The 17,189-nt window shown below is 66.5% G+C and carries 18 protein-coding genes; 10 read left to right on the top strand and 8 right to left on the bottom strand.

Annotation, left to right across the window (positions count from 1 at the left end):
• The first annotated feature begins 3 nt into the window (after positions 1-3).
• The 7 genes from purH (at position 4) to RR42_RS02690 (ending at position 7,453) form a co-directional block, all read left to right on the top strand.
• On the top strand, positions 4-1,578 hold the full coding sequence (purH, locus tag RR42_RS02720; protein WP_043343721.1) for a bifunctional phosphoribosylaminoimidazolecarboxamide formyltransferase/IMP cyclohydrolase: 1,575 nt from the start codon (positions 4-6) through the stop codon (positions 1,576-1,578).
• A 526-nt stretch (positions 1,579-2,104) separates the two neighbouring features.
• Entirely contained in the window at positions 2,105-2,650 is a 546-nt protein-coding gene (gene ruvC, locus RR42_RS02715; protein WP_043343718.1) for a crossover junction endodeoxyribonuclease RuvC, read from the top strand.
• 78 nt (positions 2,651-2,728) lie between these two features.
• Positions 2,729-3,916 carry a glycerophosphodiester phosphodiesterase gene (locus tag RR42_RS02710; protein ID WP_173430670.1) on the top strand — a complete coding sequence of 396 codons (1,188 nt, stop codon included), beginning with the start codon at positions 2,729-2,731 and terminating at the stop codon, positions 3,914-3,916.
• Positions 3,917-4,075: 159 nt separating this feature from the next.
• Entirely contained in the window at positions 4,076-4,657 is a 582-nt protein-coding gene (gene ruvA, locus RR42_RS02705; RefSeq protein ID WP_006156399.1) for a Holliday junction branch migration protein RuvA, read from the top strand.
• A 127-nt stretch (positions 4,658-4,784) separates the two neighbouring features.
• Complete coding sequence (gene ruvB / locus RR42_RS02700) at positions 4,785-5,840, top strand: Holliday junction branch migration DNA helicase RuvB (RefSeq protein ID WP_043343714.1); 1,056 nt, start codon at positions 4,785-4,787, stop codon at positions 5,838-5,840.
• A 175-nt stretch (positions 5,841-6,015) separates the two neighbouring features.
• Entirely contained in the window at positions 6,016-6,600 is a 585-nt protein-coding gene (locus RR42_RS02695) for a YSC84-related protein (protein ID WP_043343710.1), read from the top strand.
• A 127-nt stretch (positions 6,601-6,727) separates the two neighbouring features.
• Positions 6,728-7,453 (top strand): queuosine precursor transporter, encoded by a 726-nt coding sequence (locus tag RR42_RS02690; protein ID WP_043343705.1) that lies wholly within the window; start codon positions 6,728-6,730, stop codon positions 7,451-7,453.
• A 26-nt stretch (positions 7,454-7,479) separates the two neighbouring features.
• Here the strand turns inward: RR42_RS02690 and RR42_RS02685 are convergent, their stop codons facing one another.
• The 4 genes from RR42_RS02685 to tyrS all read right to left on the bottom strand — a co-directional run bounded on the left by RR42_RS02685 (position 7,480) and on the right by tyrS (position 10,781).
• Complete coding sequence (locus RR42_RS02685) at positions 7,480-8,154, bottom strand: histidine phosphatase family protein (RefSeq protein WP_043343702.1); 675 nt, start codon at positions 8,152-8,154, stop codon at positions 7,480-7,482.
• Between the two features lie 89 nt (positions 8,155-8,243).
• Positions 8,244-8,903, bottom strand: a complete 660-nt coding sequence (locus RR42_RS02680; RefSeq protein ID WP_043343699.1) for a YbhB/YbcL family Raf kinase inhibitor-like protein — start codon at positions 8,901-8,903, stop codon at positions 8,244-8,246.
• A 116-nt stretch (positions 8,904-9,019) separates the two neighbouring features.
• The gene (gene dtd / locus RR42_RS02675) at positions 9,020-9,520 is read right to left on the bottom strand and encodes a D-aminoacyl-tRNA deacylase (RefSeq protein ID WP_043343696.1); all 501 of its coding nucleotides are present in this window, start codon (positions 9,518-9,520) and stop codon (positions 9,020-9,022) included.
• A 19-nt stretch (positions 9,521-9,539) separates the two neighbouring features.
• A complete protein-coding gene (gene tyrS, locus RR42_RS02670; RefSeq protein ID WP_043343692.1) occupies positions 9,540-10,781 on the bottom strand; it encodes a tyrosine--tRNA ligase in 1,242 nt (413 codons plus the stop codon).
• A 229-nt stretch (positions 10,782-11,010) separates the two neighbouring features.
• Between tyrS and RR42_RS02665 the strand changes: the two genes are divergently transcribed.
• Together RR42_RS02665 and RR42_RS02660 are read left to right on the top strand one after the other, a co-directional pair.
• Positions 11,011-12,390, top strand: a complete 1,380-nt coding sequence (locus RR42_RS02665) for a M23 family metallopeptidase (protein WP_043343687.1) — start codon at positions 11,011-11,013, stop codon at positions 12,388-12,390.
• Between the two features lie 23 nt (positions 12,391-12,413).
• A complete protein-coding gene (locus RR42_RS02660; protein ID WP_043343683.1) occupies positions 12,414-13,556 on the top strand; it encodes an anhydro-N-acetylmuramic acid kinase in 1,143 nt (380 codons plus the stop codon).
• A gap of 16 nt (positions 13,557-13,572) precedes the next feature.
• Here RR42_RS02660 and RR42_RS02655 read toward each other — a convergent pair whose 3' ends face one another.
• Complete coding sequence (locus RR42_RS02655; RefSeq protein WP_043343679.1) at positions 13,573-14,487, bottom strand: LysR family transcriptional regulator; 915 nt, start codon at positions 14,485-14,487, stop codon at positions 13,573-13,575.
• Between the two features lie 92 nt (positions 14,488-14,579).
• Here RR42_RS02655 and RR42_RS02650 point away from each other — a divergent pair, with 92 nt between their 5' ends.
• On the top strand, positions 14,580-15,377 hold the full coding sequence (locus RR42_RS02650; RefSeq protein WP_043343676.1) for a phytanoyl-CoA dioxygenase family protein: 798 nt from the start codon (positions 14,580-14,582) through the stop codon (positions 15,375-15,377).
• 72 nt (positions 15,378-15,449) lie between these two features.
• Here RR42_RS02650 and erpA read toward each other — a convergent pair whose 3' ends face one another.
• From erpA to RR42_RS02635, 3 genes are all read right to left on the bottom strand, one after another.
• Positions 15,450-15,818, bottom strand: coding sequence for an iron-sulfur cluster insertion protein ErpA (gene erpA, locus RR42_RS02645; protein ID WP_017225530.1), 369 nt, complete (start codon positions 15,816-15,818; stop codon positions 15,450-15,452).
• A 110-nt stretch (positions 15,819-15,928) separates the two neighbouring features.
• The gene (locus tag RR42_RS02640; RefSeq protein WP_043343670.1) at positions 15,929-16,342 is read right to left on the bottom strand and encodes a bactofilin family protein; all 414 of its coding nucleotides are present in this window, start codon (positions 16,340-16,342) and stop codon (positions 15,929-15,931) included.
• A 34-nt stretch (positions 16,343-16,376) separates the two neighbouring features.
• Positions 16,377-17,126, bottom strand: coding sequence for a DUF6776 family protein (locus tag RR42_RS02635; protein WP_043343666.1), 750 nt, complete (start codon positions 17,124-17,126; stop codon positions 16,377-16,379).
• Positions 17,127-17,189: the final 63 nt, after the last annotated feature.

Below are 17,189 nucleotides of genomic sequence, written 5' to 3'. Positions count from 1 at the left end.
GCCATGATCAAGCAAGCCCTCCTCTCCGTATCCGACAAGACCGGCATCGTCGAATTTGCCCGCGAGCTCAACTCGCTCGGCGTCGCGCTGCTCTCCACCGGCGGCACCGCCAAGCTGCTGGCCGATGCCGGCCTGCCCGTCACGGAGGTGGCCGACTACACCGGTTTCCCCGAAATGCTCGATGGCCGCGTCAAGACCCTGCACCCGAAGGTGCACGGCGGCATCCTGGCCCGCCGCGACCTGCCCGAGCACATGGCAGCGCTCGCCGAGCACAACATCCCCACCATCGACCTGCTGGTCGTGAACCTGTACCCGTTCCAGCAAACCGTGGCCAAGGATGACTGCTCCCTGCCGGACGCCATCGAGAACATCGACATCGGCGGCCCCACCATGCTGCGCTCGGCCGCCAAGAACCACCGCGACGTCACCGTCATCGTGGACCCGGCCGACTACGCGCCGGTGCTGGAAGAAATGCGCGCCAACGCCAACAGCGTCGGCTACGACACCAACTTCCGCCTGGCCACCAAGGTGTTCGCCCACACCGCGCAGTACGACGGCGCCATCACCAACTACCTGACCAGCCTCGGCGCGGACAAGGCGCACCAGACCCGCAGCGCCTACCCGCAGACGCTGAACCTGGCCTTCGAGAAGGTGCAGGAAATGCGCTATGGCGAGAATCCGCACCAGTCGGCCGCCTTCTACCGCGACCTGAAAGCCTCCGACGGCGCGCTGGCCAACTACACACAGTTGCAAGGCAAGGAACTGTCGTACAACAACATCGCCGACGCCGATGCGGCATGGGAATGCGTCAAGACCTTCGGCGCTGCCACCGGCGCGGCCTGCGTGATCATCAAGCACGCCAACCCGTGCGGCGTGGCAGTCGGCGCCAACGCGCTGGAAGCCTACGAAAAAGCCCTCAAGACCGACTCGACCTCGGCCTTCGGCGGCATCATCGCCTTCAACGTCGAGCTGGACGAAGCCGCCGCCCAAGCCGTGGCCAAGCAGTTCGTCGAGGTGCTGATCGCCCCGTCGTTCAGCGCCGGCGCGCGCGCCGTGTTTGCTGCCAAGCAAAACGTGCGCCTGCTGGAAATTCCGCTGGGCAACGGCCTCAACCCGTATGACTTCAAGCGCGTCGGCGGCGGCCTGCTGGTGCAAGGCCCCGACGCCAGGAACGTCCAGCGGGACGAACTGCGCGTTGTGACCAAGCGCCAGCCCACGCCCAAGGAAATGGACGACCTGATGTTCGCCTGGCGCGTGGCCAAGTTCGTCAAGTCGAACGCCATCGTGTTCTGTGGCGGCGGCATGACGCTAGGTGTCGGCGCCGGCCAGATGAGCCGCGTTGACTCGGCCCGCATCGCCAGCATCAAGGCGCAGAACGCCGGCCTCACGCTGGCGGGCTCGGCCGTGGCATCGGACGCCTTCTTCCCGTTCCGCGACGGCCTGGACGTCGTGGTGGACGCAGGCGCCACCTGCGTCATCCAGCCGGGTGGCTCGATGCGCGACGACGAAGTGATCGCCGCCGCCGACGAGCGCAATATCGCAATGGTGTTGACGGGCGTCCGTCACTTCCGCCATTGAGGTCCGGGCTGGGCACTTGAACGCATCGCGGCATCGCAAGCGCCCGCCCTCTCCCCCGGCCCCTCTCCCGCAAGCGGGAGAGGGGAGCCAACCAGCGGCAAGATCAACCGATTGATGTAGCCGTGTGAAGCGCCCGAAGGGCGGGCCACACCCCAACGCGATGCGAAGCGAGCCGTGGAGGTGTGCCAAGGCCGTATGGGGCGCCTCGGGATTCGGCGAAAAGAGCGGAAAAGAGGGACCCATGTCTGAGTATCGCCTCAAGGCGATGCGAGTTTGGGTCCCGGCCGCTCTTTTCGCCGAATCCCGAGGGGGTGTCGCCCCATCCGGCGCGCCTTTTTTGCCTACTTTTTTGGCAAGACAAAAAAGTAGGTCGCCGCCCCGCAGGGGTGGTGAAACTGCAGTTGCAGTTGCAGTTGCAGTTGCAGTTGCTTTTGACTTCAGGCCGTTACAGTCAAAGTAGCAGTAGCCCCTACCCTCCCAACGTTACAATCCCCCCATCACCCATTAAAAGCCGAGCCCAACCCCCATGCGTATCCTCGGCATCGACCCCGGCCTGCGTACCACCGGCTTCGGCGTGCTGGAAAAGCACGGCAACAAGCTAACCTACATCGCCTCCGGCACCATCAAGAGCGACGGCGACAGCGGCCTGCCGGCAAGGCTGAAAACCCTCTTCGACGGCATCAGCGAAGTCACCCGCACCTACGCGCCCGATTGCGCCGCAATCGAGAAGGTGTTCGTCAACGTCAACCCACAATCCACGCTACTGCTGGGCCAGGCCCGCGGCGCGGCGATCTGCGGGCTGGTCACGCATGGCCTGCCGGTGTTCGAGTACACGGCACTTCAGCTGAAGGTGGCGGTGGTCGGCTACGGCCGCGCCAACAAGGAGCAGGTGCAGGAAATGGTGATGCGCCTGTTGAGCCTGACGGGACGCCCCAGTTCCGACGCGGCGGATGCCCTGGGCATGGCAATCTGCCATGCCAATGGCAGCAACACGCTCACCGCCCTGACCGGCCTGGCCCCGGACCTGGCGCGCAAGGGCATGCGGGTGCGGCGTGGGCGCCTGATCGGCTGAGCGAGCCCAGGCGGCCAAGCAGCCGCTTGCACCTTCAGGTCTCTTACAATCGAGCAATCGCTCGTCAAAGGATGCCGCATGCTCCGCTCGCCTCGCACGTTCCGCGCCTTGAATCCGCCCCGCCCCGCTCACCTGCCGGCGCTGTTGTCCGCGCTGGCCGCCGCGGTTCTCGCCGGCTGCGCGGCGCCGCCGCCCGTGGCCACAGGCCCGGCAGCCCCGGCCCCTGGCCCGGCTCCGGCCGTGCCCAAGGCGCTGGTGATCGGGCATCGCGGCGCTAGCGCGCTGCGCCCTGAGCACACGCTGGCGTCCTACCAACGCGCCATCGACGACGGTGCCGACGTGGTGGAGCCCGACCTGGTGATGACGCGCGACGGCGTACTGGTGGCCCGGCACGAGAACGAAATCGGCACCACGACCAACGTGGCTGAGCTGCCCCAGTTCGCCAGCCGCAAGCGCGTCAAGGTGATCGACGGCGAACGCCTGGATGGCTGGTTCACCGAAGACTTCACGCTGGCCGAGCTCAAGACGCTGCGCGCGCGCGAGCGTATCGCGCAGGTGCGCAAGGCCAATACCCAGTACAACGACAAGTTCGAGATTCCCACCTTCGACGAAATCATCGACCTGGTGGCCAAGGCATCGCAACACAGCGGGCGCGTGATCGGCCTGTACCCGGAAACCAAGCATCCGAGCTATTTCCGCGGCATCGGCCTGCCGCTGGAGGAGAAGCTGGTGGCCACGCTGCAAGCCCATGCGTACACGCGCAGCGCGCCGGTGTTCGTGCAGTCCTTCGAGACCGGCAACTTGCGCGAGATGCACCAGCGCCTGGCCCAGGGCATGCCCAATGTGAAGCTGATCCAATTGATGGGCGGCGCGAAGAACCGGCCTGCCGACTGGCGCCTGGCCGGCGACACCCGCACCTACGCCGACATGATGACGCCGATCGGCTTGCGCGAAGTAGCCAGCTACGCCAACGGCATCGGCCCGGAGAAGTCCAGCGTGGTGCCCCGCGACGCCAACGGCAACCTCGGCACGCCGACCGCGCTGGTGCGCAACGCGCATGCGGCAGGCTTGCTGGTCCATCCCTATACCTTCCGTCCTGAGAACACCTTCCTGCCGCGCAACCTGCGCACCGGCGGCGGCGATGCCACGCGCAGCCCCAGCGGCATGGTGCGCGAGGTGCAAGCCTTCCTCGCCGCCGGCATCGATGGCTTTTTCACCGACGATCCCGCGCTGGGACGCCAGGCGGTGGATACGCCGGGCCGATAGTCGATAGTCGATGGCCAATGTGGCACCGCCGCGCCGGTACGCCGTACGCTGGGCTACACTGGCGGCCTTCGCGATGGCGGGCCTTCCCCCGCGCTGGCCGCCGCCGCACTCCCTTCCCATCCCGGCGCGCGCGCCGTAATTCGCTGCAGACACTACACCATGATCGGACGCATCGCCGGCACCCTCATCGAGAAAAATCCCCCGCACCTGCTGGTCGATTGCCACGGCGTCGGCTACGAGATCGACGTGCCGATGAGCACCTTCTACAACCTGCCCGCCGTTGGCCATCCCGTCACCCTGCTGACCCAGCAGATCGTGCGCGAGGACGCGCACCTGCTGTACGGCTTTGGCAGCGCCACCGAGCGCAACACCTTCCGCGAGCTGATCAAGATCACCGGCATCGGCGCGCGCATGGCGCTGGCGGTGCTCTCCGGCATGTCAGTCAGCGAGCTGGCGCAGGCCATCACGCTGCAGGAAGCCGGACGGCTGACGCGCGTGCCGGGCATCGGCAAGAAGACCGCCGAGCGCCTGCTGCTCGAACTCAAGGGCAAGCTGGGCGCCGAGCTTGGGGCAGCGCCCGGCAGCACGCCGGTGCACGACAACGCCGTCGACATCCTCAACGCGCTGCTTGCGCTCGGCTACTCGGAGAAAGAGGCGGCGTTGGCGATCAAGCCGGTGCCCGCAGGCACCGGCGTGTCCGACGGCATCAAGATGGCGCTGAAATCGCTATCCAAAGGTTGACCCGGCCGGATCACGGGCAGGCCAAGGACGCTCCCGGCGCTGAGCCTGCGCGGCGTGCGCAGGACTCGCGCGGCCGGCGCCACGCCCGGAAGGGCTACAATCCAACCACTTTGCCCGCATCCGTAACATGATCGAAACCGACAAGCTAGCCACCGAGCGGGGCGCCGATCGCGTGATCGCCCCCACCGCAGTCTCCCCCAACGAGGAGGCCTTCGAGCGGGCGCTGCGACCCAAGCTGCTCGACGAATACGTCGGCCAGGAAAAAGTGCGCGGCCAGCTAGACATCTTCATGCACGCCGCGCGCAACCGGCGCGAAGCGCTCGATCACGTACTGCTGTTCGGGCCGCCGGGGCTGGGCAAGACCACGCTGGCGCACATCATCGCCCGCGAGATGGGCGTCAACCTGCGCCAGACCTCCGGCCCGGTGCTGGAGCGCCCGGGCGACCTGGCGGCGCTTCTGACCAACCTGGAAGCCAACGACGTCCTGTTCATCGACGAAATCCACCGACTATCTCCGGTCGTCGAGGAAATCCTGTACCCGGCACTCGAGGACTACCAGATCGATATCATGATCGGCGAAGGCCCGGCCGCACGCTCGGTCAAACTGGACCTGCAACCCTTCACGCTGGTCGGCGCCACCACCCGCGCGGGCATGCTGACCAACCCGCTGCGCGACCGCTTCGGCATCGTGGCGCGGCTGGAGTTCTACACCGCCGAGGAACTCTCGCGCATCGTCACGCGCTCCGCCCAGTTGCTGGGTGCCCGCATCGACCCGCTGGGCGCGCTGGAAATCGCCCGCCGCGCGCGCGGCACGCCACGGATCGCCAACCGGCTGCTGCGCCGCGTGCGCGACTTTGCGGAGGTCAAGGGGGACGGAAACATCACTCGCACCATCGCGGACGCCGCGCTCGCCATGCTCGACGTGGACGCGGTCGGCTTCGACCTGATGGACCGCAAACTGCTGGAAGCGATCCTGCTCAAGTTCAGCGGCGGCCCGGTGGGCGTGGATAACCTGGCTGCCGCCATCGGCGAAGAGCGCGACACCATCGAGGACGTGCTCGAGCCCTTCCTGATCCAGCAGGGCTACCTGCAGCGCACGCCGCGGGGCCGCATGGCCACGGCCGCCGCCTACCGGCACTTCGGGCTGGCTGCGCCCGGCGAGAGCGATTCGGCCCCGGCCTGAGCGGCATCGAAACGCGCATTAAGTAGTTTCGAGGCCCGCAGACAATTCTTTTGTCGTGCATTGCTGGCTGCTCCCTCCTTGTCCACAATGACTTTGCCCCGACCGCCAAGGCAAGGCGACAACTGACGGCAAATGCCCGACGGCCGGCTAACGGATCCCAGACAGGAGAGAGCACATGAATCGACGCCACTTTGTCACCCGGCTGGCGGGCTCAGGCCTGGTCGTGTCCACCGCGTTCGCGGCTGGCTGCACCACCACCGGCGCCTATGTGCCAACCGACGCGGCGGCCAAGAGGAAGGAGATCGACGCGGGTGCCGACGGCGCGCTCAACCGGCTGTTCACCACGGTCGACAGCTCGCGCGAGCTGGCCTCACGCGCCCAGGGCATCCTCGTGTTCCCGCGAGTGCTGTCGGCGGGGCTGGTGGTCGGCGGCGAGTACGGCGAGGGCGTGTTGCGCTCCAAGGGCGCCGCGGTGAGCTATTACCGCACCACCTCGGCCTCGGTCGGCGCAACCGCGGGCGGCCAGTCCAAGTCGGTGGTGCTGATGTTCATGACCCCCGGTGCCTACGATAAATTCGTCAACAGCAGCGGCTGGACGGTCGGTGCGGATGCCGGCGTGGCGCTCGCCAAGATCGGTGCCAACGGCAAACTCGATACGATCACCGGCCAGCAGCCGGTGATCGGCTTTGTGCAGACCAATGCCGGGCTGATGTTCGATGTGTCGCTCGACGGTTCAAAGATCAGCAAGCTGAACATGTAGCCGCAACCCGCGCGGGCAGCCCTGGCCCGGGGCGACCCGGCCAGGCGCGCGCTCGTCTACAGTGTGGCGGGGCAAGGTGGCGGCGCGGCTGGCATAATCGCCAAAAAATCGCCCCTGGAACACCCCGATGACCATGTCAAGCGCCACGTCCGCCCACAGCGGGCGCGTCTATCGTTACTACGATCTCGTGATGGTGGCTTTCGTCACGGTCCTGCTGTGCTCCAACCTGATCGGCGCGGCCAAGGCGGCCCAGGTCACGCTGCCGGTGATCGGCCCGGTGACCTTCGGCGCGGGCGTGCTGTTCTTCCCGATTTCGTACATTTTTGGGGACGTGCTGACCGAGGTCTACGGCTACGGGCGCGATCGCCGCGTGGTCTGGGCCGGATTCGCGGCGCTGGCGTTCGCCACCTTCATGAGCCTGGTGGTGCTGAAGATGCCGGTGGCGCCCTTCATGAGCGATTACCAAAAGAGCCTGGAAGACGTCTTCGGCAATACCTGGCGCATCGCGCTGGGCTCGCTGATCGCGTTCTGCTGCGGCAGCTTCACCAACAGCTATGTGCTGGCCAAGATGAAGCTGTGGACCAACGGCCGCTGGCTATGGTCCCGCACCATTGGCTCCACGCTGGCCGGCGAGTTGGTTGATTCCTCGCTGTTCTACGTGATCGCCTTCCACGGCATCTGGCCGCTGGAGAAAGTGATCCAGGTCGCCATTGCCCAGTACATCCTCAAGACCACATGGGAAGTGGTGATGACGCCGGTCACCTACAAGGTGGTGAACTTCCTCAAGCGTGCCGAGCGCGAAGACTACTACGACCGCAATACCGATTTCACGCCCTTCCGCCTGCGGGTGTAAGACGCGCCCGGCGCGCCCAGCGCGGCTCAGGGCACCCTGCGGTCGACTTCGTCGAGGGTAAGCGCTTCCAGGTGGCCCACGTCCGCCCACTGCATGACCGTGAGCCGCACGCTGTCACAGCGCAGCCGGTTGATGCTGGCATTGAGCAGCTCGTGCCGGCGCGGCGCCTCCAGCGTCATGTCGTTGGCTTCGCGGTACAGGCAGTCCAGCACGCCGCCGTGCGCCACCAGGGCGATGCGCTCGCCGGGATGGCGGCGCCCGAGCGCCAGCGCGGCTTGCACCGCGCGCTCATGAAACGCCAGCAAGGACTCGCCGCCATCGGGCGCGTAGTCGGGAACGCGCGCTTGCCACCTGGCGAAATCCTCGGGCAGCTGCTCGGCCACTTCCGCGTACGTCATGCCTTCGAGCGAGCCGTAGCAGCGCTCGCGCAAGCGGGGATCGGGCCGCACCGCCAGGCCGAGCGCCTCGGCCAGCGGCGCCGCCGTCCGCATCGCGCGCGACAGGTCGCTGGCGTAGACCGCATCGATCGGCTCGACCGCCAGCGCCTGGGCCAGGGCATCCGCCTGCGCCACGCCGGTGGCGTTGAGCGGGATGTCGAGCTGGCCTTGCAGGCGCCGCTCGCGGTTCCATGCGGTCTCGCCGTGGCGGATCAGGATCAGGTGAGTGAAGGCCAGCGAATGCGGCCCGGGCAATTGCGACATGCCGTTTCCTTGAGGCGATTTAGGCGGCGCTACGCTGTGCTGTCGCGGCGCCCCTGGCGCGCAGCGCTTGCGCGCCGCGCGGCCCGTGCTTACTTCGCCGGCTGGCCGGCAAGTTTCGGATTGAGGGTATAGGTACCGGTGCAGGCCGCCTGCGCCAGCACGTGGCCCTGGATGGCCTCGCGCACCATGGCGCCGGTGAAGGTGCCCTCTAGCGGCAAGCGGTCCAGGTCGAGCGCGTAGACGGTGAACACGTAGTGGTGCACCAGGCTGTCGTTCCAAGGCGGGCAAGGGCCGTCGTAACCGTAGTAATCGCCCTTCATGTCCGGGTCGCCGGCGAACCAGCCGGTGTAGTCGTTCAGGCCGTGGCGCAGCCCGCCTGCCGCGGCCGTGCCGCCGGTGGCCTCGGGGCCCGGCTTGCCGCGCGCGATCACGCCATCGCTGTGGGTGCCCGCGGAGATGGTGCGCAACCCCATCGGAATATCCACCAGCACCCAGTGAAAGAAGTCCACGCGCGGCAGCGATGCAGGCACTTCGCGGCCTTCCTGGTTGACGTCGTCGCCACGGCTGGGCACGTCCGGATCGTGGCAGATCAGCACGAAGGAACGCGTTTCGGCCGGGGCCTCGTCCCAGTGCAGGTCGGGATTGCGGTTGCTCGACAGCGTCACGTGGGTGGCTGGGTCGATCGCACCGAAAGCGAACTCGATGGGAATCGGCCCGTTGTCGCTGAATGCCTTGCTCCAGAGCTTCATGTTTCTCTCCTTGCTGGGTTGCGCCGCGCACTGCGCGGCATGCGGGATCAAGCCAGGGCCGGTCCCGGCGGTGACGAGCGGCGTCGGTAGCTGAACTGCGGCAGGCCGTTGTCGCATCAACGGCCTGCCTGGGCTAGCTGGGAGTGGGTGGACGGCGCGGCCGGCGGCACGCGCAGCCAGAAGGTGACCGGACCGTCGTTGACCAGGCTGACCTGCATCATGGCGCCGAACTCGCCGGTCTGCACCTCGCCGTGCGCGGCGCGCGCACGCGCCACGAAATGGTTGTACAGGCGTTCGCCATCGGCGGGCGCCGCGGCCGGAGTGAAACTGGGCCGCGTGCCACTGTTGGTATCGGCGGCCAGCGTGAACTGCGACACCACCAGCAGGCCACCGCGCGTGCCGCGGCCATCGATGTCCTGCACGGGCAGGTTCATCTTGCCGGCCTCATCGGAGAACACACGGTAGGCCAGCAGCTTGGCGAGCAGGCGTTCGGCCTGCGCTTCGGTGTCGCCGCGCTCGGCGCAGACCAGCGCCAGCAGCCCGGCGCCGATCTCGCCGGTGGTGCGGCCATCGACAGTGACGCGGGCCTGGGCGACCCGCTGGATCAACGCGATCATGAGCCGTTCCTGCCCGGCCTCAAGCCAGCGTCACGCGTGCGAAGCGGCGCTTGCCCACCTGCACGACGTAGCTGCCGGCCTCGATCTTCAGTCCTTTGTCGCTGACGACGGTGCCGTCGATCTTGACGCCACCCTGCTCGATATTGCGGTTGGCTTCCGACGTGGACGGCACCAGGTTGGCCTGCTTGAGCAACTGGCCGATGCCCAGCGGTGCGCCGGAAAGGCTGACCTCGGGGATCTCGTCGGGCACGCCGCCACGCGCGCGGTGGTTGAAATCCTCAAGCGCGCGGTCGGCGTCGGCTGCGCTGTGGAAGCGCGTGACGATCTCCTGGCCGAGCATCACCTTGCAGTCGCGCGGATTACGGCCCAGCGAGATCTCCTGCTTCATCAGGTCGATCTCGCTCATGGGGCGGAACGACAGCAGCTCGTAGTACTTCCACATCAAGTCATCCGAGATGCTCATCAGCTTGCCGAACATCTCGCTCGGGGCTTCGGTCACGCCAATGTAGTTGCCCTTGGACTTGGACATCTTCTCCACGCCATCCAGGCCCACCAGCAGCGGCATGGTCAGGATGCACTGCTGCTCCTGGCCGTATTCCTTCTGCAGCTCCCGGCCCACCAGCAGGTTGAACTTCTGGTCGGTGCCGCCCAGTTCCAGGTCGGCCTTGAGCGCGACGGAGTCGTAGCCCTGCATGAGCGGGTAAAGGAACTCATGCACCGAAATCGGAATCCCAGTGCGGTAGCGTTTGGTGAAGTCGTCGCGCTCCATCATCCGCGCCACGGTGTACTTGGCCGCCAGCTGGATCATGCCGCGCGCGCCCAGCGGATCGCACCACTCGCTGTTGTAGCGGATCTCGGTCTTGGCCGGATCGAGCACGAGGCTGGCCTGGCTGTAGTAGGTCTGGGCGTTGGCCTCGATCTGCTCGCGCGTGAGCGGAGGACGGGTGGCGTTGCGCCCGGACGGATCGCCGATGGTGGAGGTGAAATCGCCGATCAGGAAGATGACCTGGTGGCCCAGGTCTTGCAACTGACGCATCTTGTTGAGCACCACCGTGTGGCCGATATGGATATCGGGCGCGGTCGGGTCCAGCCCCAGCTTGATGCGCAGCGGCACGCCGGTGGCCTCGCTGCGCGCGAGCTTGGCCAGCCATTCGGATTCGACCAGCAGTTCGTCGCAACCGCGCTTGGACACCTCCAGGGCGTGCATCACGGTGGGCGTGAGGGGGTAGGTAGTGGCAGCGCCGGAGGAAACTTCAGTCATGACGTAAGTCTTTGAAAAACATGAGAATTCAGATGGCGGCACAAAACGGCTTGCGGCCGGCTTTGGTATAATCCGCGCTTCTTGTGCAAACGGGAATGTTCCCGTGGGCCAACCGCCATTCTAGGCGGCAAACCAATATGGCAGGCGCCGCACCTCCGGGGAGGAAGGCAGACGAAGCAAAAAAATCGTCGCGGCAACGCAGCCCGAAACAAAGAGTGAATTTTACGTGATGTGGTCCAGACTCCGCGAAGTTTTCGCGCGGGAGCTGGTGGTTCTGGTCGATCCTACCAATGCCCTGCACGCCCGTCGGCGCAAGCAGTTGACAGCGGCGGTGGGTACGGTGTTCACGCTGGGCATGGCAGCTGCCATGGGCGTGGCCCCCCGTAGTGCCTTCGACGACCCCCAGGCTCCGCGTGTCCGGGAGGCGATACGCCTGCCCGATCTACGCACGCAACTCGAACAGCTTACCGAAACCGACGCTACCTTTGTGCGCGAAGAGCGCATGCAGCGCGGCGACACCATTGCCAGCCTGCTCAAGCGGCTGGGCGTGGACGACCCCGATGCGCAGGCCTTTATCCGGCGCAACACCACCGCGCGCGGCCTGTTCGACCTCAATCCCGGCCAGACGGTGCAGGCCGAGGTCGACGAGAACAACCTGCTGGTGTCGCTGCAAGCCAACCTCGGCGGTGACGCAAACGCCTCCCGCGAACTGGTGATCGAACGCGCGGGCGACCCTGCCGATCCGGTCTACAAGGCCCGCGTGCAGTCGGTGAAGAACGAACTGCACTACGAGATGCTGTCCGGCGCCATTGCCTCGGGTGGCTTCTTCAAGGCCATGGACGCGGCCAATGTGCCCGACGAGATCGTCCAGCAAATGCTCTCGATCTTCTCCGGCGTGATCGATTTCCACCATGACATCACCAGTGGAGACCGCTTCCGCATCGTCTACGAAGCGGGCTTTCGCGACGGTGCGTTCGTGCGCAACGGGCGCGTAATGGCGGTCGAGCTGATCAACCACAACCAGTTGCACCAGGCGCTCTGGTACGCACCGGAAGGCAGCAAGCAGGGCGCGTACTACACCTTTGACGGGCGCAGCATGAAGCGGCCGTTCCTGCGCTCGCCGGTGGAGTTCTCGCGCGTTTCGTCGGGCTTCGGCGGACGCGACCATCCGCTGCACCACCACTGGGCACAGCACAAGGGCGTGGACTTTGCCGCACCTACGGGCACCAAGGTGATGGCCACCGGCGACGGCGAAGTCGAGTTTGTCGGCCAGCAGAACGGCTACGGTAACATCGTCATCCTCAAGCACCATAGCGGCTACTCCACCTACTACGCGCACCTGTCCGGCTTTGCCACGATGAAGCGCGGGCAGCATGTGTCGCAAGGCGAGGTCATTGGCTACGTTGGCCAGACCGGCTGGGCCACTGGGCCGCACCTGCACTACGAGTTCCGCGTCAACGATGTGCCGCTGAACCCGCTGGCCATCGCCGCGCTCGACACGCCCGCGCTGTCCGGCCCGGCGCGCCAGCAGTTCCTGAGCTATACCAGCGAGATGCTTAGCCGCATCAACGCGCTGCGTACCTACAACGTGGCTTCGGCCAGCAATTGATCCATCGAGCCCGCGCGCCCAGCATGCCAATTTCGCCCCCAGATTGCTTTATCGGCATCATGTCCGGCACCAGCATGGACGGCGCGGACGGCGTGCTGGTCGATTTCTCGGGGCCACGGCCCACGGTGCTGGCTGCAGCCTTCCAGCCCTTCCCGGCCGAGCTGCGCGACGCGTTCAGCGCGCTGCAGCAGCCCGGCGACGATGAAATCCACCGCGAGGCGCTGGCCGCCAATGGGCTGGCGCGCGTCTATGCGGCTTGCGTGGCGGCCCTGCTGCGCGATGCCGGGCTGGCGCCGGACGCCATCGCGGCAATCGGCGCGCACGGCCAGACCGTTCGCCATCGGCCCGGCTTGTACGACGGCATCGGCTATACCCGCCAGAGCCAGCAACCCGCGCTGCTGGCCGAGTTGACGGGCATTGACGTGGTGGCGGATTTCCGCAGCCGCGACGTGGCGGCCGGCGGCCAGGGAGCGCCCTTGGTGCCGGCGGTGCACCAGGCGCTGTTCGGCGACGCCGCCCAGACACGGGTGGCCTGCAATATCGGCGGGATCTCCAATATCAGCGTGCTGCCCGCCGCCAGCGAAGGCAGCGCGGCGCGGCCGGTCACCGGCTTCGACTGCGGCCCGGGCAACGTGCTGCTCGACTACTGGATCGACCGGCATCACGGCCTGGCCTACGATGCCGACGGCGCCTGGGGCGCCAGCGGCAAGGTCGACCAGGCGCTGCTGGCGCGCCTGCTGGCCGAGCCTTATTTCAGCGTGGCCCCGCCCAAGAGCACGGGCCGCGACCTGTTCCATCCCGCCTGGCTGGAAAATCATCTTTCCCAGCATGGCACGGCACTCGACCCCGCCGACGTGCAGGCCACGCTGGCCGCGCTGACCGCCGGGGCCATCGCCCGCGATGTCAGCCAGCACGCGCCCGACGCGGCGCGGCTGATCGTGTGCGGCGGCGGCGCCCGCAACCACCTGGTGATGGCGTTGCTGGTGCAGGCGCTGCCCGCCGTGGCGGTGCAAAGCTCGGACGAACTGGGCGTTCCCGTATCGCAGGTGGAGGGCATCGCTTTTGCCTGGCTGGCGCGGCAGATGCTGCGCGGAGCACCGGGCAATGTGCCCACCGTCACCGGCGCGGCCGGCCCGCGTGTCCTGGGCGCGCTCTACCCTCGATAGCGACACCTCGCCACCCTCACGCCGGCTCGGCGTGGCCTGCCTCGCAAACCCACTGGATAAATGCTTGCGCGACGGGCGACGGCCGCATGGCCGGCGAACGCGCCAGCACCACGCGCTGCGGCGTCACGGCCTCGCTCAGCGGCAAGCAAACGATGGGCTGCCCGTCATAACTGTGGTCGCCTGCCGGACGCGTGCACGAGAGCGCCACGCCATAGCCGTGCGCCACCAGGCCGCGCTGCATCTCGAAGGTCTGGGTGTACTGGTGCAGCTGCGGGCGCAAGCCGTGCGCCCAGAACAGCGAGAGGAAGTACTCACGTGTTTGCGCAATATCCTCCAGGATCAACCGTTCGCCGGCCAGGTCTTGCAGGCTCACGCTTGGCTGGACGGCCAGCGCATGGCCGGCGTGCAGCAGCGCGTAGGGGGCAAGCCGGGCAAGTACCCAGCGTGCAATGCGCTGGTCGAAGCCGAGATCGTAGGTCAACGCCAGCTCCGCCTTGCCGGCAGCGAGCGTGCGATGCACCGTGGCCAGGTCGGCCTCGAACAGCGTCACGGCAACATGCGGATGCAGCCGCCGGAAGCCGGCCAGCAGCCGCGGTACGTAATAGGCGCCAAGATCCTGGAAGCACGTCAGCGACAGCTGCCCGCTAAGGCCGCGTGCCTGTGCCTGGTCCACGCCATCGGTTGCAAGGCCTGCGGCCAGCGCCAGGATGTCGCGGGCGCGGCCCAGCAAGCGCTGGCCAGCCGGCGTCAGCTCCAGCCCGCGGCTGACCTGGCGGCGAAACAGGATCTCGCCCAGCGTTTGCTCGAGCTGCGCCACGGCCTGCGACACGGAAGGCTGCGATACGTGGCGCGCACGGGCAGCCGCGCTGATGCTGCCGTGCTCGGCGGCCGCGACAAAGTACTCGAGCTGGCGGAAGGAGAATCCAATCATGATTTCCTATACTACAGCATAGGAAATATATTCTTTTCCTATTGGCGCCCTGCCCCGATACTCGTCCCAAGCCAGCCATCCACGGGACCCTCATGCACATCACCGCAGCCGAAATCGACACCTACCAGCGCGACGGCGCCCTGGTATTGCGCGGCGCCTTCACCGATTGGGTGACGCCGCTGCGCGAAGGATTCGAGCAGAATCTCGCGAAGCCGGGCCCTTTTGCCATCGAGAACGTCGGCAGCGGCGAGCGTGGCCGCTTTTTCGAGGATTACTGCAACTGGGAGCGCATCCAGCCGTTCGCCGACTTCATCCGGCGCTCACCGGCCGCAGCCATCGCCGGCCACATCATGCAGGCCGAGGCCGTCCAGGTGTTCCATGAGCACATCCTGGTCAAGGAACCAGGCACGGCAAAGCCCACACCGTGGCACCAGGACCTGCCCTACTACTGCGTGGATGGCCTGCAGACCGCGAGCTACTGGATCCCGCTGGACCCGGTCACCACCGCCAATACCTTGCGCGTGGTGCTGGGCTCGCACCGCTGGCCCAAACTGGTCAGGCCCAAGCGCTGGGCCAGCAATGAGAATTTCTATGCGGGCAGCGACCAGTTCATGGAGATGCCGGACGTGGACGACGGCAGCCACGCAATCCTGATACCGGAGCTGGAGCCCGGCGATGCCGTGGTGTTCGACTTCCGCACGGTACATGGTGCCGCGGGCAATACCGGGACGGGGCGCCGCCGCGCCTTCTCGGCACGCTTCCTGGGCGACGATGTGCGCTATCTGGAGCGGCCTGGCCGCACCTCGCCGCCCTTCCCCGGAATCGGCCTGGCCAACGGCGAGCGGATGCGCGAGGACTGGTTCCCGGTGGTCTGGCGCCGGGACGCATAAAAAAAAGCGCACCTAAGTGCGCTTTTTTTATGCCGCGAGAACCTGTCGGAAGCCGCGGCGCCCCTGCGAGCCTTATACCGAGAACGAAGAGCCGCAACCGCAGGTGGTGCTTGCGTTGGGGTTCTTGATCACGAATTGCGCGCCGTTGATGTCTTCCTTGTAATCGATCTCGGCGCCCACCAGATACTGGTAGCTCATCGAATCGATCAACAGCGTGACGCCATTCTTGTCCAGCGTGGTGTCGTCCTCGTTCACCTCTTCGTCGAAGGTGAAGCCATACTGGAAGCCGGAACAGCCGCCGCCCTGCACGAACACGCGCAGTTTCAGATCGGCATTGCCCTCTTCCTCGATCAACTGCTTGACCTTGTCGGCAGCGCTGTCGGTAAAGACGAACGGGGCCGGCATGTCCTCGGTAACGGGTGCCTCTGCGACTGCGTTCATGGGGTTCTCCTATGTAGATACGCCTGTATTTTAAGCGCTCCGGGAAGATCGTGCCGAAACCCCGTGAATTCAAGGGGTTCTGTTGGCGCAACCTGGCCACGGGTGCCGTATCAGGCGGATTCCTGCGCGCCGGATGCCAGAACCAGGTTGGGCAGCGCCTTGGGCTGCGCATTGCCGAGCGGCACGAGGCGGCCCTCCACCAATGCACCCTGGTGCATTTCCAGCGCGGCGTAGTGCACCTCGCCCTGCACGCGGGCGTGCGGTTGCAACTCCAGCAGCTCCGTCGCGTGCACTGGCCCGGTGACCGTGCCGTTGAGAATCAGGTGCCCGACCCGGACTTCGCCCTCGACCACGCCTTTTTCGCTGATGACCAGCATGCTCGCCTGGTCAGCGGCCGCCGTCACGTTGCCGCGTACCCGGCCATCCAGGCGCAGGCCGCCCGAAAACGTCAGGTCGCCCTGGATCACGCTGTGCTGGCCGATCAGGGTATCGATCGACAGGCCTTTCTTCTTGGAAAACAACATAGGTCCCTTTTTTCGTTGCTGGCCCAGCGCACCCTCACGGCATGGCCGTCTGGGTCGCGCGCAACTGACCGTTTTGCAAAATTCGTACCGTGACCGCCCGTACCGTGGCGCCGGCAGGCAGCGCGAAGGCGCTTTCGATCCGCTGGTAGTGCGTGACCCGCAGGCCGGGCAGCGAGCCGGTGCCATTTTCCGGCAGGCTCAATGTGACCGGCTTGCCATCCCGCATCAGCGAAACGACCAACTGTAACTCACCGCGGAACTCCGGCAAGGATGAAAAAGCCTTGGATCCACCCTGCATTATCAGCAATCGATAGTGCATCTTCAGCGGGTCGGCTTCATCAAGACCCACGCGAAAACTCCGCACATGGATCCCGGACGTATTGCCGCTGGCCGGGAGCAGGCCCTCAAAAAATGCCAGGTCTTCCTTGAGTTGAGCGACCTCGCCTTCCGCCGTCTTCAGTTGCCCGGCCAGCGCCTCCTGGGCGCTGCGTGCCATCTGCAACTGCGCCTCGGCGGTGTTTGCCACCGCCTGCAAGCGCTCGTGCTGAGCCGTCATCACCGCCGCCTGCTCGCGCAGCGCCTTGTTCTCCGCCGTCATATCCGGCGCACCAGCCAGCCGCCGGCCAGCGTCGTATGCCCAACGCGCGGCGACCACCACCACCACAAGCACGACGACGAGCACCGCGGCGGCGCCCAGCACGCGCAGCGGCCACGGCAAATGTGAACGCACCGCCAGGCTCCCGGATAGCGAGCCCCGGCGCGGGCGCAGCACGCGATACTTCATGCGCCGCGGATGCGCGGCACCGGCAGGCGGGCGCGGAGCGGGTCGGCAGGCCATCGCATCCAA

It is taken from the genome of Cupriavidus basilensis, assembly GCF_000832305.1.
GTDB classification, from domain to species: domain Bacteria; phylum Pseudomonadota; class Gammaproteobacteria; order Burkholderiales; family Burkholderiaceae; genus Cupriavidus; species Cupriavidus basilensis_F.
The sequence above is the reverse complement of the archived record's forward strand: the minus strand, read 5'-3'. Positions and strand labels throughout refer to the sequence as shown.

Excerpts from the sequence above, each read along its gene's own strand:
- RR42_RS02640 (WP_043343670.1), bottom strand. The coding sequence starts at position 16,342 with ATGTTGTTTTCCAAGAAGAAAGGCCTGTCGATCGATACCCTGATCGGC.
- RR42_RS02695 (WP_043343710.1), top strand. The coding sequence starts at position 6,016 with ATGAATCGACGCCACTTTGTCACCCGGCTGGCGGGCTCAGGCCTGGTC.
- RR42_RS02680 (WP_043343699.1), bottom strand. The coding sequence starts at position 8,903 with ATGAAGCTCTGGAGCAAGGCATTCAGCGACAACGGGCCGATTCCCATC.
- purH (WP_043343721.1), top strand. The coding sequence starts at position 4 with ATGATCAAGCAAGCCCTCCTCTCCGTATCCGACAAGACCGGCATCGTC.
- ruvA (WP_006156399.1), top strand. The coding sequence starts at position 4,076 with ATGATCGGACGCATCGCCGGCACCCTCATCGAGAAAAATCCCCCGCAC.
- erpA (WP_017225530.1), bottom strand. The coding sequence starts at position 15,818 with ATGAACGCAGTCGCAGAGGCACCCGTTACCGAGGACATGCCGGCCCCG.
- tyrS (WP_043343692.1), bottom strand. The coding sequence starts at position 10,781 with ATGACTGAAGTTTCCTCCGGCGCTGCCACTACCTACCCCCTCACGCCC.
- RR42_RS02710 (WP_173430670.1), top strand. The coding sequence starts at position 2,729 with ATGCTCCGCTCGCCTCGCACGTTCCGCGCCTTGAATCCGCCCCGCCCC.
- RR42_RS02635 (WP_043343666.1), bottom strand. The coding sequence starts at position 17,126 with ATGAAGTATCGCGTGCTGCGCCCGCGCCGGGGCTCGCTATCCGGGAGC.
- RR42_RS02690 (WP_043343705.1), top strand. The coding sequence starts at position 6,728 with ATGACCATGTCAAGCGCCACGTCCGCCCACAGCGGGCGCGTCTATCGT.
- ruvB (WP_043343714.1), top strand. The coding sequence starts at position 4,785 with ATGATCGAAACCGACAAGCTAGCCACCGAGCGGGGCGCCGATCGCGTG.
- RR42_RS02650 (WP_043343676.1), top strand. The coding sequence starts at position 14,580 with ATGCACATCACCGCAGCCGAAATCGACACCTACCAGCGCGACGGCGCC.
- ruvC (WP_043343718.1), top strand. The coding sequence starts at position 2,105 with ATGCGTATCCTCGGCATCGACCCCGGCCTGCGTACCACCGGCTTCGGC.
- dtd (WP_043343696.1), bottom strand. The coding sequence starts at position 9,520 with ATGATCGCGTTGATCCAGCGGGTCGCCCAGGCCCGCGTCACTGTCGAT.
- RR42_RS02655 (WP_043343679.1), bottom strand. The coding sequence starts at position 14,487 with ATGATTGGATTCTCCTTCCGCCAGCTCGAGTACTTTGTCGCGGCCGCC.
- RR42_RS02665 (WP_043343687.1), top strand. The coding sequence starts at position 11,011 with ATGTGGTCCAGACTCCGCGAAGTTTTCGCGCGGGAGCTGGTGGTTCTG.
- RR42_RS02685 (WP_043343702.1), bottom strand. The coding sequence starts at position 8,154 with ATGTCGCAATTGCCCGGGCCGCATTCGCTGGCCTTCACTCACCTGATC.
- RR42_RS02660 (WP_043343683.1), top strand. The coding sequence starts at position 12,414 with ATGCCAATTTCGCCCCCAGATTGCTTTATCGGCATCATGTCCGGCACC.